Here is a 14,238-nt window from a genome sequence, read left to right on the forward strand (position 1 = left end):
TCCCTATCTTTTTTGCTGGAAAGCAAGTATTTTTTCCGTATTAGCCATTGCGTCTGTAATTTTTTCGCAACAAGGCGAACATTAACAAATCATCATACCCGCCGGCAGTGTATTCATATTCCGCCAATAACCCTTCCTTCACGAAGCCCAATTTGCGCAGCACGGCCAATGAGCCGTTGTTGCGCGGGTCGACAACCGCTTGAATCCGATTGAATTTACAGACGGTGAAGCCGTATTGAATCATTTTTGTAAGCGCCTCGGTCATGATGCCTGTGCCCCAAAATTGTCGGGAAAGCTCATAGCCGATCTCCACTCGATTATGCTCGGCACTCCAATTTTGAAACCCGCACGTACCAATGAGTTGACGGTTTCGATGCAAGGCGATCGCCCATCGAATTCCTGATCGGGTCCGATATTGCTTCTGATACCAGTCGATCTCGCGTTGAGCGCCCTCCTTGCTTGGTAAAGGCTCCATGCCATAGTATTTCGTAACCTCAGGGTCGGAAAGAATAGCATACAAGTCATCGGCGTCGCTTTGCATAACCTCGCGCAGCAAAAGCCGCGTTGTTTTCAAACGTGGAAAGCGCATAAGATCCCTCCAACGGGTCGTCGAATCATAGTCATTCACTATGTTTATACGAGGCCACTTCGGGATGTATTCGGCTAAAATAGGGGCGCACGCCCGAACACGTTCGCGAGGGCAGACGTTTCGATTCCTAAGGAGAGACACTGCTTCTGTGTTACGTCGTTTCGAAATGAAAAAAGCCCCGAATCGGGGCAAATTCATTGAAACTCGTGCTTGATTTCCACACGCTGCAGGAGCTGGTATGGCGTTACAGCAAACGCTTCATACGGAATGTAGCTGGGCTCCATTGCATCGAGTATTCTTGTTTGAAGATGCGGTCGCGTCACGAGCTCGCCGGTCGTTTTCTTGGTGAGCTTGGTAAACATCGCCTCCGTGATTTCACCGGTTTGGACCCGCAGATCGCCAGACAAATAATCACCGCGAAAAACGACGCTGATGGTGCCAGTGGTCATGTTCTGATAAATCCCCGTAATCCCATACAGCCGAATTCGAATGCCGGTTTCCTCCATGATTTCGCGCAGGATCGCATCCTCCAATGTTTCGCTTTCCTCCAGCTGTCCGCCTGGCAACTCGAATGTGTCGGGCCGGTGCGCACTGCGGACGAGCAGCACCTCACCCTGTTCATTCGTAATGTAGCCGCTCACGGCTATGGTATGCTGTGGAGCTTGATAGGAACCGCTTGCCGCCGTTGAAAGCAAAAAATCTTGTTTGGCTTCCACATACAAGTCAGGAAGCTCATGGCGTTTTTGCTGTGCCTCTTGGTGCAGAGCGGAGTTGCGGATTGCATGTTCAATCGCTTCATAATGCGCCTTATCCCTGTATTCCCAGATGGCCACAACCTCGTCCTGTGCCTCATTGACCCAGCGTCCTACCAGTTTGGCACCATGCATGACCTGATTGGGGTACAAATACGTATGAAAAAAATCATGGAATCGGCCAGCTAGCTCCGGCTTGATTTTGTACGTTTTTCTTCTAAAGATCAACGGATTTCCTCCTCTGTGGTGCATGCTCTGACCAATTATTTTCGTGACTTGATTGAAAATTCCCTTTTTTGAGATTGTCCTTCTTTTGGAGGCTGTTGCATACAATCAGATCAGCGAAACGAAGGGCAAACGGCTATTTCGGAAGGAGAAGGTTACACTAGTAAGGTAAAAAGGAGGGCAGCCAGATCATGAAACGTTCAACGATCGTCTGGATCGTCATCGCGGCGTTGGTGCTCATCGCGATTTTCTCGGCAATCAGCTCGTACAATGGTTTGATCACGCTGGACACAAACGTGGATAATAAATTTTCGCAGATTGATGTCAATTTGCAGCGTCGTGCGGACCTCATTCCGAATCTGGTCAATACGGTGAAAGGGTACGCTGCCCATGAAAAAGAAGTGATCACCGCGATCGCCAATGCGCGCAGCAATCTCGTCGGCGCCAGGACCCCTTCGGAAAAAGCGCAGGCGGACGCCCAACTTTCCGGTGCGTTGTCCCGACTCTTGGTAATTGTCGAAAACTACCCCAATTTGAAGGCGGACGCGCAGTTTGCCCGTCTGATGGACGAGTTGGCTGGAACGGAAAACCGGATATCAGTGGCGCGCAAAGATTACAATGATGCGGTTTCGGTCTATAACGTGAAAATACGCCGTTTTCCCACATCGATTTATGCATCGATGCTCGGATTTGAGAAAAAAGATTTCTTCAAGGCGGCGCCAGGAGCGGAAACGGCCCCTGAAGTGAAATTCTAATGATGAGCAGGCTCCGTTTATGCTTGGCTGCCGTAATTTTGTGGCTGGCGACATTCGTCCTAGCCAGCAACGCTATAGCACAGTCGTCTTCGCCCTATGGCGTCTATGTGGAAGACGGGGCCGGACTTTTGCAACCCCAAACCGCACAGCTCTTGTACCGCAATGCGATATGGATTCACCAGCAAACCGGCACAGCCCAGATCGGCGTAGTCATCGTGCCCACTATCGGTAATACATCGTTGGAAGAATTCGCGGTCACCAAATTCCGCGAGCTCGGATTGGGAAGCAAGGAACGCAATGACGGTGTGATGCTATTGTACACGGCGAAAGAAAATCATGTCCGCATCGAAGTGGGCTATGGTCTCGAAGGCCGAATTCCAGACGGATTGGCCGGTGCGATTTTGGATCAATATTTTGTGCCGAACATGCAGGCCGGTGACCTCAATCGAGCTTTCATACAGACCCAAGGCGCGCTAATTCAACAGGTTGCTGCAGAATACGGTGTCGACACATCGGAAAAAACCGGAAACGGCGAGCTTCCACAGCCGCCTGATACCCGGAACGGCCAAGAACCAACCAATTTTCTAGCCAATGTACCCGGATTTGCCAAAATTCTCATCGTGATAGGGATCATCCTGCTGATTTTCCTCGATTTCAAGTTTACCGGAGGAGCCCTGACATACGCTTTGCTCTCCATGGTACGGCGCGGCGGTTCCTCGGGTGGAGGAGGATTCGGTGGCGGTCGTGGTGGTGGCGGGTCATCTGGCGGTGGAGGAGCCAGCAGGTGATAAGTATAGCAACCCATTCAGCATGCGAAATAAATGCTAAGCCCTCCATAGTGTCGGGTTTGGCTTTTTTTCATGCTTTTTGCTTCGCTTCCAAGCATTTACATACTTTAGTAGGCGTTGTACCCTTGTTTTTTCTGAAATAGTAGCGGACAGATTAGCGGTAGGATTCGTCCGCACCAAAAAATAAGCGGTAAAAATAACAGCACTACTTGGGGAACTTGGATGACGACGAATGCGTACAACACTACAATTACGATCGCTTCCATACTAATCAGCAGCAAGGATCTCCGCGTGAAAACATCCTTATGAAATCCTATCTGCAGAACGCCTACAATTCCGAAGAGTATGAGCATCCACATCGCATTGAAGCTCAACGTTGTACAGAATAAATAAGAAATGATGATATAAGTGTTAATAAGTAGCGTCGTAATCGTCCCAGCGTAGACAATGATATTTGGTCTGGTGCCCCACCTGCCTCTAACCCATGGTGTTGGTCTATCTCAGGTGAGCACCCGTATGCAGAATACAGGCGGTAAAGTTGATTACACAGTGAATAACAATACGTTTCAAATCGCGCTATCATGGCCAAAAGGGGTAAGGGAGGTAAGTACAGGGTGAGTGAAAAGTATCGTATTGTGGTGCAGATGATCAAACGCTGATTCGCAGCAGCTTGGTCATCGTGTTGGAAAATCAACACAATTTCGAGATCGCAGGTCAAGCTGTCAATGGACATGAGGCGATTGAACTCGCCGCAGAGACTCAACCGAATCTGATTTTAATGGACATCCGAATGCCAGTGATGGACGGAATCGAAGCTACCCGGAGGATCCTTTCAGAGTTTCCTGACATCAAAATTGTCGTTTTGACAACCTTTGAAGAGGATGAATTGATCGAAAGCTGCATGTCTGCTGGAGCTGTCGGCTATTTACTCAAAGATTTGACATCAGAAGAATTGATAAGCTCTGTTCGCTTGATTCGTGCCGGTGGGTCGATCATGCCCACTTCATATGTGAAGAGCTGGGGCAGGAAAATTGGATCGGAACCGGTACAACACAGAAAAGGCAAAGCTGACGTCGATTTAACCGAACGGGAACGCGAGGTGTTGCACCCGTTAATGGAAGGCTGCAGCAATAAAGAAATGGCAGGAAGAATGTATGTAAGCGAGTCTACGATAAAGAACCACCTCTCCAGTATATTTGCTAAAATGGAGGTTCGGGATCGTACGTAAGCGGTGATTTTTGCCATCCTCAATGGTCTCGTTTAATTAATTTTCCTTGATGAAAGATAGCACAGTAAAAGCAGTGGCAGTCTAGGAGTTTTATGTCCCTAGTCCGTCACTGCTTTTTTTAAAAGTCAATCGAATACATTTGATCATGTTGGCGGGGCCCTAAAAAAGGGACCTGTTTTTTTCATGGATAGACCTCCATTCTTTGGGTAATTTCGAAAAAATGGAAACATTTTGAAAAATAGTATTGTAGAAGATGGAAGTAAACAGTACAATCATTTTCAGGAGTATGCACTTCATTTTTTAATAGAATCTGAAGTAAAAACTTCTAGTTCTTTTGCATGTAAGCGTTTTAATTCTGACTTTGAAGGAGGTAATAGACAAATGAGAGTAGCAATCGGTTTACTAGTTCATGAGACGAACACATTTTCCAGTGTACCTACAACAGTGGAGTCCTTTAAGCAACACGAGTGGGAGCATGGACAAGCAATTTTGGAAAAGAGTAGAAATGTGCGTAACTTTGCAGGAGGGATGATTGATAAGGCTGAAGAGTTGGGGATTGAATTGGTACCCACTTTCTCTGCATTTGCCAAACCATCAGGAATCATCACAAAGGAAACGTATGAAATCGTACTAAATGAGTTACTTGATGGTATCAAACAAGCAGGAGAGATCGATGCCGTTTGTCTAGGTCTGCATGGAGCAGGAGTAGTAGAGGGGATTGATGATCTGGAAGGAGAGATTTTACAAGCCGTTCGCACGGTTATCGGCTACTCCATTCCACTTACCGCAGCCCTTGACCTGCACGGAAATCTGACACAGAAAATGATAGCGGAAGCAGATGCCTTGTTTGGCGTTCATTTATATCCGCATGTGGACATGTATGAACGAGCTGCCGAAGCACTTGACGTTGCCCATCGTATGGTAAAAGGCGAGTGCAAACCGGTGATGCATCTTACAAAGCTGCCGTTGATTATCCCACCCTCGACGACCAATCTCTCACCTGCAAAAGACATTAATGAAGCGTGCTACAGGTGGGAAAAGGAGCCAGGAGTCATCGACTGCGCGTTCTTTCACGGTTTCTCCTATACCGATACACCGGATGTGGGCGTCTCCATTATCAGTGTCGTAGATGGCGACAAGGAACTGGCAAAGCGAGTGACAGAGGAAGTTGCGAGAATAGTGTGGGAAAAGCGGGATGAGTTTGCACCGCATGTCCTTACTTCTGCAGAAGGCATACAGGAGGCACTTGGGTCAGAGGGTTTGCCAATTATCATTAATGAAACCTCTGACAATCCTGGTGGTGGTACACCTGGAGATGGGACGCACTTACTTGGAGCGATGATCGAAGCAAAGCTGGAGAATGCCTGCTTTGGTTTTATCTACGATCCAGATGTTGCGCAAATCGCTCATGAAGCTGGCGTCGGTTCAACACTCGAGATAAAGCTGGGCGGTAAAACGGATACGTTGCACGGGGCATCACTATCTGTCACAGCCTATGTAAAAAGCTTGTCGGACGGAAAATTTATCGCTTCTACGCCAATGGGAAAAGGAAGCCAAGTCAATTATGGGAAGTCAGCAAGACTGCAGGTTGGCGGGATCGATATACTCGTTTGTTCTGTGCGATCGCAGGTGTTCGATGAACAGATTTTCCTGTTGCATGGAATTAACGTTTTGGAGTATAAGATTGTCGCGCTAAAATCCAGCCAACACTTTCGAGCTTCCTTTGAACCGATCGCAGCCCGGATCATTACGGTAGACTCACCTGGACTGACCTGCCTGCAATTTACCCACTTCGATTACAAACGACTTCAACGACCTATTTATCCGCTTGATCAGGAAACAAAATTTCCAAATTGACGATTCACCGGGTTTCTGAATTCAACCGTGAGAGATCAATTGAAGTAACTGGAAACCTTCTGTGCGGGGGAATTGATAGGCGATCAGCGCCTTCTTTCCCCCGATAGTGTGAAACAAATTAACAGACCTTCCTTTGTACGACCTTCAAATCTGACTTACTTCACTAGTACTTTATCTACAATCAGAAGTTTTATCATCGTTGCTTTTTTTATTCCTGCATTCTCGGGCATTTATCCATCATAGCTTCATAACAAAGATAGCTCGTCTTTTCAGCAAGGAACAGTTGCCATATCGCGGCAATATATTGCAAGACTGTTTTTTTCTTCATGCACCTCCGATAAGTAAAATAAAGGAAAAGAATGAGGATAAGCAAGGGAGGAGTGAAGGTTGTGCATGCAAGTGAGGAGATGAACGTGGAGAGCATCCCATGGCAGCGTCTGACAACCGCATATGGCAGAGGAAAAGAATTGCCACGTCTGATCAATGAAGAAGAGTATAGGGAGATCGCCAACCTGATAGAGCATCAGGGTACGCTTTGGCAGGTAACACCTTGGGCATTGCTGTTTTTGCTGAAAAAGCTCAAGCAAAAGGATGCCCAAATCGTGCAGCCGGAGGAAATCGTCTTGTACGGGGCGGTGGCAGACGCACTGGCAGACCATGGGTGCGAACAGGCTGCGCACGTAGAGGAGATGGCTGCACTGTTAGCCGAACGGTACCTGTGGCCAGTATCTGAGGAAGAAGATGAGGAACAGTGGGAAGAGGGGGAGCCTCGCGGGTACGAAGAGGTGGCGTTCTCCAGCTATTATTATCACAGTCATCAGCTGCTGAAGGCGGCGGTCCCTACATTTGAACGGATCAGCCGTGAAAATCGCGGGCTTGCGGACAAAATCTCCGCATTGCTGGATCGGATGGAGTTTTAAGAGAAGAGCGGCGGAAAGCAGAAGCCATCTTAGCCGAAATTGGTTCGAATATGGTACATAATCCACCGCCGCACGAATCCGAAGTATTACATCGAATTTTATCGAAATGAATCATGGAACAATTTCAAAAACAGTACCATTGTTAGAATCAGCCACTTTCGTAGAGCCATAAACCCCTAAATAAAGTCTGGATTGATTCAGATTCGTTCCCAAACTAACATAATAAGCTGATTGCGAACCAAAAGTATAATCGGTTTCAATAACGCTAAAATCACTACGTTTACAATCCGTTCTTACGCTGGTATAAGCTAAAACTCCTCTAGCCGGCTGTTGAGATTCTCTAGCCCGAGCTAGATCTGTAAACACAACGTTCCCCGTTAAATCGGGAATTGCACTTCCCATATAGGGCTGGACTCCCGTAAGTGCAGTTGCTTCAAACTTATCGGTTCGAGGATCTTTATGAAAATAGCTAGTGAGAGGCTGAAGACGCAGTACTGAAGTTTTTACTGCATCATCGTAATAGGCAATCGTTTGCTGAATCAAAGCCGGATTTGCAGAACAGGCAGTTATGACCGTTGTGGGAAAAGCGCCTTCCCACCCGCGCCAGCCAAAGTTAATAAATCCTTCTTGATCAGGTGCGGAGTTTATTAAAAATGCTTGAACAAGCTGCGTAACCGGTATTGGTTTATACTGAATGAAAGAAAAAATCGATTCTACGAGATCCTGCCCGACAATTCCTACGTATTTGATATACTGATTATTGAATCGTTGAAATGAAATGCCTGGTATGTTGCGAACTCCTTTGGCTATTACCGTAAGCGTCTCCTGAATCGGTACAGGTAGCTCATGAAAACGTGTAACGACGGGCGGATTAGAAATACGTGTATTCTTAGTGACATCAATTTCAATGATTTTTCCTGCGATTTCAATATCATCTTGGCTCAAATTAAATGGATCAAAGCCTGATCCGCCATCTCCGGTTGTCAAAACAAGTTTTCCGGTTTCAGGTGAAAAGTTTAAGCTATTGACACCATTATGATTTAGAAAAGGTCGTCTTATCGTAAGTAATGTCCGCCGTTTTTGAGGTTGACCATTCGATTGAAGTATCCATTCTTCAACCGTATCGATATGGTCAAAATGAACTTCTCTATTTGTCCACTTTAGTTGTAAGGTTCTTGAATCACACGGGTTAGGCTTAAAGGCTTCAAAAGCACCTGTAAGAGCACCTGGACCCTGTGATCCCGCTACAGAATAATGAAGATAAAAAAGACCGTTATAATAAAATTCGGGATGAAAGGCTAGCCCTACTAAACCACGTTCATCATATCCACCAGTAGAGGCACCTAGTTTTAAGATTCGTGGACGAATATCTAAAAACGTCCTTATCACCCCGTCCCCTACGAAAAAGATCTCTCCTACTTGGGTTGCAATAAATAATCTTTCAACTGAGTCACCCGGAAGTATCGTTGTCTTTAAAATAGTGGGTAAGTTTATCTTACTTACAATGGGCCGTAAACGAACCTTAACTTTTTTCAAATAACAGAACCCTCTTTCATCATTGTTTTCTTTTATAAAAAATATGGTTAGAACGGTTCTATTAGTACCAAATTAGAGTGACTGCTTGGGCCTTTAATTCCTTCCATATACTCCGAGGCATTAGCTGTAAAGCTAGTGCCTCTTTCCTTGTTTTCATCGATATGGATCGCTTACCAACGATTGCAAGCGCAGACCATCTTTCACGTGGGGCAGACTTACATTTTGGAAATGGATGGTAACGACTCGCCGAATGTCAACGTCTTACCAAGCAGGAGTATGCAAGTAGGTGGGTGTAGCCAAAAGATGGCCAAAATCGCTCTAACCCAGAAAGGATGGAAAAATGAAAAAACCATTTGTGTATGCTTGTGTGCTGCTCATGTTTTCACTAGCTGTGCTCGCTGCATGTGCAATCCAAAAAGATGAGACGAAATCGATCGCTTATGACAATCCGACGCACCATTTTACATTGTCGCTCCCGTTAAGCTGGGAGGGGAAATATGACATCGTTGAATCCGAAAGCAAGGTCAGTTTCGTAAGCAAAGCAAACATACAGGCGGGCGGCGAATTGTTTTCCATCAGCATTTGGACGAAAGAAAAATGGGCAACGGAAGGCGAAGAGCTGGCTGCAATCATCCATCTCGCCAAAATCGGTGAAGACCAGACGAAAGTCTTCACGTTCGCAACGCCGACGGATGTACAGTACTTACCAGATGACGAGCAGAAAAAGGCGGAATACGCGAATATGGCAAGCGAACTAGAAGGAATAAAGGCGACATTTGCCTTGCAAAAGGAATAGTGGGATCATTGAAGGCATCAAGGAAGTAAGAGGACGGGGGAAATCGATAAGTACGAACATTTATCTATGATCCTCTATCAATGTTCGGATTTGTATTGATAAAATACCTGAAAGTGAAAAAAATCTCGGGGCTAATACTTTCAGGTTTTCAAGACCACTCACTTAAACACGAACAAATGATCTCAATCTTGTTACAAGTGCAGAGTCGTTGGAATTGCAATACAGAGATAGGACCCGTTGAAAAAGACGGGTCCGCCGCTGCATCTATGTTTTGGTAACCAATTATCAGCAGAAAGGGGGTTTTGTTTGCTTGGATAGGCAAGAGAACGATAGCAACTCGGATCGGATGAAAATGAATTGCACTGGGTTCAGACTATCTATAAAATTGGGACATAGCGTGTCAAAATGTGGCAGTTTGCTGCTACGATCACAGCGGCAACATGCCAGGAGGAAACCACAACGAATGGGTAGCACACGGGTGAGTGAATGATGAAAAAATCAAAGTATACGCTGCTTTATGAATTGGGCATGTTTGTGTTGGCTGTCGTTTCGGTCGCGTCGATTTGGATGGAAGAGAGCACGCTTCACATCGTCGATTGGGTGATTTGGGCGATTTTTACTCTCGATGTCGGTTATCGTTTTTTTCGAGCGGATGACAAGTGGGCCTATATCAAAAACAACCCGCTCGATATCATTGCCATCATTCCGTTGGATGCGGTGTTCCGCTTCGCCAGACTGGCAAGGGTGATCCGAATCTTACGGATCATCAGTATGTCATCTCATTTTATTAAGCCGTTGTTCAACATTTTGCACACGAATGGGTTGAACAAAGTCGTTACGTTTACGTTTGCCCTTATTTTTCTTTCTGCTATCCCGATCTATTTGGTGGAGCCCAAAATCACGACGTACGAGGACGCTTTGTGGTGGAGTATCGTGACAACGACGACGGTCGGCTATGGCGACATGTCGCCCGTGACGTTTACCGGTCGAGCTGTCGCTGTTGTGCTGATGCTTGTCGGCATTGGATTGATCGGCATGCTGACAAGCTCCATCGCCACTTATTTTTTCCAGAAGGAGAAAAAGCATCATCCGTCTGCGGTCGAGTTCATTCAAAAAGAACTTCATCGCTATGAGGAGCTTTCGGCAGCAGATCTCGATACCATCATGGTGTTGCTCGCGAAATTGCGCGAGGAAAAGGAGAAGGAAAAAGAACCAGAGAAAGCTGTAAGAACTTCATAGCTGGCAAACGTGCTGTAGCGAAAGAAAAGGACCTGTTTCGGGTCCTTTTTTCAATCCATTATACAAATTTGTACATGAGTATATCATCGCTATATTCACCGTCATCTAATTTGAATTCGTTAATTTTCCGCCCTTCTTCCACGAAGCCCATGCTTTTGTATAAGGCGATCGCACGATGGTTGGTGGAGAACACACCCAGGCTAACCTTCTCGATATCCGGATGTCGCTCCGCCCAATTGAGCAGCTCCTGCAGCAGCAACCTGCCCAGCCCACGATTTCGGTGTTCTTTCCTTATCATTATCGATATGGAACCGGTATGCGCCAATCGTTTGCGTTTATGCGAAGTAAAGACGATCAAGCCGACCACGGTGTCATCGACGTCAGCAACAAACATGGCGTTTCGATCGTTTTCCATGATATTCTGCATCCATTTCTGATGCTCATCGTGCGTCTTCTGGTATTCCTCGGCAACCGCAATAAAAAACTCACCCTCACCAACAACCTCACGCTCCAGTGTCAGCACAGGCTCCGCATCATTCAAGCGAGCAGGGCGAATGGTCACTTTTGAATTCGCATTCGTAGACAAACGGTTCACCTCTCCTAATTCATACATTGATAAGAAAACGTTGATCGAGGACTTCTCAAGGTAAAGCGTCCGTGCTATTGTGAGTGTTTTCTTACATGTTAAAAAATACTGCGTTCATGCCGATATCCCCTTTTTGTCAGGTTCAATGTTACGCGGCCTGATTTGACAGGTTGTTGCGTAAAAATCCACCGTGCTTATCCTCACCAGCAAAGTTCACTCTGCATAAAATGTAAAAAGGTGGTGATGAGCAATGGGTTACTCATTGGCAGACTGGATGATCTATACGATTTGGGCGATTTTTGGACTCATGATTGTTGATTTTTTGATTGTCCTGTTTCAGAAGTTTTGGCGAGGCTCATTTAACCCGGGATTTGTTTTGGGCTATTTAAAAGATATCCTCTATTATATCTTGCCCCTGAATATGATCATTTCGATGAGCTCGATTGATCCCACCGGGTATGTTTTGATGATCTTCTACTTTATTGGAGGCATCGCCGTAATCGTCAAGTACGTGATGGACATTCTCAAACGATTTCAAACGTAATGGTGAAAAGCCTTCCGGTGCGGAAGGCTTTTTTGTACAGAGTGCAACCGCGGCTTAAACCAAAAGCTTGACGTAGCCAGGTTTTCTAATGGAGAAAAGATATGTGTCATTTAAATTCACGAACCGCTAAACGTTTCTTCAAATTCAAGATCTGGAAGTGTAACCTTGGCCCATTTCGTTACATAGATCAGGTAGGCAATTCCAATCGCTACCCAAATCAGCCCGATTATGAGGGCGCCAACCTCCAAATTATACCACAAGTATGCGTTAAAACTGATTCCAAGAAGCGGACTGATTACGTTTACCAGAATTGATTTGACAGTATGTGTATTTTTTTGTTTGAAGTAGTAGACGATCACGCAAAGATTGACAAACGTAAAAGCCGTAAATGCTCCAAAATTAATGAAAGAAGCAGCCGTCTCCAAATCGAGGAACAGCGCTAACATCGCTAAAATTCCGATAAAAACGATGTTGAAAATCGGTGTACCATATCGCGGATGGACATTTCCAAATAACTTCTTTGGCAACACGCCATCACGTCCCATTGCGTATAAAAGACGGGCAGCGCTGGCTTGCGTAGCTAATCCATTAGAAATACAAGCGGCAATGGCTCCTGCGAGGAAAACGGACTGGAAAAGCATTCCGCCAATATGTAAAGCGATTTCTGGAGAGGCGCCTTCAATGTTTTGTAACGTTTCCGTGCTCGGAAACAACGCTTGCATGAAATAAGACACCGTAATGAAGTATAGTCCCCCTACCAAAGCAATGAGGATGATCCCGCGCGGAACGTTTTTCTTCGGCTCGATGGTTTCTTCCGATAGCGTTGTTACGGCGTCAAAGCCAAGAAAAGATAACGCCAAAATAGACGCGCCTGTGAATGCTGTAGACCATGACATCTGTTCTGAATAAAAAGGGTTAAACGTAAACAAATTCGCTGTATCCGTATGAATGATAGCCCTGATGGTCAGCACAACAAAAATGGCTGCGACCAACAGTTGAAAAAGAACCATCACAGAATTGGCGGAAACGGATATCTTCATGCCCGCAATATTCATCACGGTAGTCAGGAGGAGAATGCCGACACACCAAATCCAGGGTGGAACGTCAGGAAATACGGAAGAACAATAAATGACCGTAAGCAGCGCATTTATCATGGGGAGAAACAAGTAGTCGAGAAAAGCTGTCCATCCTACGAGAAATCCAAGCTTCGAGTTCAGTGTCTGTTTCGTGTACGTATACGCTGAACCGGCAGAAGGAAATATCGTAACCATCTTGCTGTAACTAAATGCCGTAAACAAAATGGCAATAGTGGTGAGGATATAAGCAGCAGGGACATGTCCACTTGTTTCTTCGGAAACGATGCCAAATGTATCAAACACGGTAAAAGGCGCCATGTAAGCAAGTCCGAAAAAGACAAGGTGTCTCAATTTTAAGGATCGTTTCAGTTTTCCGTTCGTTGCTTCCAAAAAAATTCCCCCTATGAATTGAAAGCGATTTCTTTTCGTAACAAAAGACAGACCGGCCGGTTTGTTTATAGTAATACTTTTCGAAATATAAAGTCAATACTGTTTCTTTCGTTCAGAATCTCATCATGTTCTTTGCCAGATAAGTCTCCAGTCGAACGGCATCACTTACCATTCCCAATTGACACTAACAAAATAATATGATTTAATGCACTTGTTTTCTAAATATATGACAGAAATTAGAGGGTAACATGAAAAGAGATCAGATAACGAGGCAATTGATACTGAAAGCCGCCCTTGAATGCTTTAGTAAGAATGGATACGTAAACACTTCTCTGAACGATATTGTCAAAATCTCTGGCATCAGCAAAGGCGGAATTTACTGGCATTTTAAAAGCAAAGAAGAAATGTTTGTGCAAATGATAGAAGAAGAGTATGAACCATGGCTGAATACGATTCATTCTGCATTGTCAATATTATCTGACCCCCTCGAAAAATTGAAAAAATACGGAGAGCTGTTTTACTCCCAAATTGATCTCCCCGTTTTTAAATTAATGCCAGAGTCGTATTGGGGAGAAGTTGGTGAACAGTACCGAGACAGATTGAATCAATGCTATTCGAAAGACGATGAATTAATTTACGCTGTTTTTACAGAAGCGATTGCCAACAACCAACTCCGGATAACCGATGCAAAAGCGTTGACCTGGATTTATATTTCCATGCTGGAAGGGCTTTTTGCGGAGTTGTCCCTTCGATCGGAAAAAAAGGATGAATTGGTAGCTTATTTCGAAAAAGGGATCGATATCTTTTTAGAAGGCATAAAAAGAAAGTAAGGCGACGATTCGTCTGCTGGAAAAAACCGTTAGGGGTGCATGGAACTGCCCTTGACGGTTTCTTTTGTTCTCCCTTCATTTCTGCAAATTATCAAAAAATTATTGACATTATCGTAAGAAACATATT

14 protein-coding genes and 1 pseudogene are annotated in these 14,238 nt (G+C 45.3%); 10 read left to right on the forward strand and 5 right to left on the reverse strand.

Going from position 1 to position 14,238, the window contains the following annotated elements:
• Positions 1-40: 40 nt before the first annotated feature.
• Both EDM56_RS27455 and EDM56_RS27460 read right to left on the reverse strand, forming a co-directional pair.
• Positions 41-589: a GNAT family N-acetyltransferase gene (locus tag EDM56_RS27455; protein WP_183192610.1), complete on the reverse strand. Its 549-nt coding sequence runs from the start codon at positions 587-589 to the stop codon at positions 41-43.
• Positions 590-783: 194 nt separating this feature from the next.
• Positions 784-1,569, reverse strand: a complete 786-nt coding sequence (locus tag EDM56_RS27460) for an NUDIX domain-containing protein (RefSeq protein WP_183192611.1) — start codon at positions 1,567-1,569, stop codon at positions 784-786.
• A 188-nt stretch (positions 1,570-1,757) separates the two neighbouring features.
• Between EDM56_RS27460 and EDM56_RS27465 the strand changes: the two genes are divergently transcribed.
• The 6 genes and pseudogenes from EDM56_RS27465 to EDM56_RS27490 all read left to right on the forward strand — a co-directional run bounded on the left by EDM56_RS27465 (position 1,758) and on the right by EDM56_RS27490 (position 7,114).
• On the forward strand, positions 1,758-2,321 hold the full coding sequence (locus tag EDM56_RS27465) for a LemA family protein (protein WP_122921138.1): 564 nt from the start codon (positions 1,758-1,760) through the stop codon (positions 2,319-2,321).
• A 23-nt stretch (positions 2,322-2,344) separates the two neighbouring features.
• On the forward strand, positions 2,345-3,109 hold the full coding sequence (locus EDM56_RS27470) for a TPM domain-containing protein (protein ID WP_183192612.1): 765 nt from the start codon (positions 2,345-2,347) through the stop codon (positions 3,107-3,109).
• A gap of 652 nt (positions 3,110-3,761) precedes the next feature.
• Positions 3,762-4,064 (forward strand): annotated as a pseudogene (locus tag EDM56_RS32140) (response regulator); the annotation flags it as partial.
• Positions 4,065-4,103: 39 nt separating this feature from the next.
• Positions 4,104-4,337: a response regulator transcription factor gene (locus EDM56_RS32145; RefSeq protein ID WP_281274996.1), complete on the forward strand. Its 234-nt coding sequence runs from the start codon at positions 4,104-4,106 to the stop codon at positions 4,335-4,337.
• A 381-nt stretch (positions 4,338-4,718) separates the two neighbouring features.
• The gene (locus EDM56_RS27485) at positions 4,719-6,194 is read left to right on the forward strand and encodes a M81 family metallopeptidase (protein ID WP_122921142.1); all 1,476 of its coding nucleotides are present in this window, start codon (positions 4,719-4,721) and stop codon (positions 6,192-6,194) included.
• A gap of 389 nt (positions 6,195-6,583) precedes the next feature.
• On the forward strand, positions 6,584-7,114 hold the full coding sequence (locus tag EDM56_RS27490; protein WP_246009562.1) for a hypothetical protein: 531 nt from the start codon (positions 6,584-6,586) through the stop codon (positions 7,112-7,114).
• A gap of 111 nt (positions 7,115-7,225) precedes the next feature.
• On the opposite strand, the gene EDM56_RS27495 is transcribed toward EDM56_RS27490, so the two are convergent.
• Entirely contained in the window at positions 7,226-8,650 is a 1,425-nt protein-coding gene (locus EDM56_RS27495) for a PQQ-dependent sugar dehydrogenase (RefSeq protein WP_122921143.1), read from the reverse strand.
• Between the two features lie 340 nt (positions 8,651-8,990).
• On the opposite strand from EDM56_RS27495, the gene EDM56_RS27500 reads away from it, so the two are divergent.
• Both EDM56_RS27500 and EDM56_RS27505 read left to right on the forward strand, forming a co-directional pair.
• The gene (locus tag EDM56_RS27500; protein ID WP_122921144.1) at positions 8,991-9,446 is read left to right on the forward strand and encodes a methyltransferase; all 456 of its coding nucleotides are present in this window, start codon (positions 8,991-8,993) and stop codon (positions 9,444-9,446) included.
• 489 nt (positions 9,447-9,935) lie between these two features.
• Positions 9,936-10,685 (forward strand): potassium channel family protein, encoded by a 750-nt coding sequence (locus tag EDM56_RS27505; protein WP_246009563.1) that lies wholly within the window; start codon positions 9,936-9,938, stop codon positions 10,683-10,685.
• A 58-nt stretch (positions 10,686-10,743) separates the two neighbouring features.
• On the opposite strand, the gene EDM56_RS27510 is transcribed toward EDM56_RS27505, so the two are convergent.
• Positions 10,744-11,271 (reverse strand): GNAT family N-acetyltransferase, encoded by a 528-nt coding sequence (locus tag EDM56_RS27510; protein ID WP_246009564.1) that lies wholly within the window; start codon positions 11,269-11,271, stop codon positions 10,744-10,746.
• Positions 11,272-11,521: 250 nt separating this feature from the next.
• Here EDM56_RS27510 and EDM56_RS27515 point away from each other — a divergent pair, with 250 nt between their 5' ends.
• Positions 11,522-11,815, forward strand: a complete 294-nt coding sequence (locus EDM56_RS27515; protein ID WP_122921147.1) for a hypothetical protein — start codon at positions 11,522-11,524, stop codon at positions 11,813-11,815.
• Between the two features lie 116 nt (positions 11,816-11,931).
• Here EDM56_RS27515 and EDM56_RS27520 read toward each other — a convergent pair whose 3' ends face one another.
• Entirely contained in the window at positions 11,932-13,281 is a 1,350-nt protein-coding gene (locus EDM56_RS27520) for an APC family permease (RefSeq protein ID WP_122921148.1), read from the reverse strand.
• A 248-nt stretch (positions 13,282-13,529) separates the two neighbouring features.
• Here EDM56_RS27520 and EDM56_RS27525 point away from each other — a divergent pair, with 248 nt between their 5' ends.
• Positions 13,530-14,111 (forward strand): TetR/AcrR family transcriptional regulator, encoded by a 582-nt coding sequence (locus EDM56_RS27525; protein WP_122921149.1) that lies wholly within the window; start codon positions 13,530-13,532, stop codon positions 14,109-14,111.
• Positions 14,112-14,238: the final 127 nt, after the last annotated feature.

This window comes from Brevibacillus fluminis (genome assembly GCF_003710825.1).
Taxonomy (GTDB): Bacteria; Bacillota; Bacilli; order Brevibacillales; family Brevibacillaceae; genus Brevibacillus_D; species Brevibacillus_D fluminis.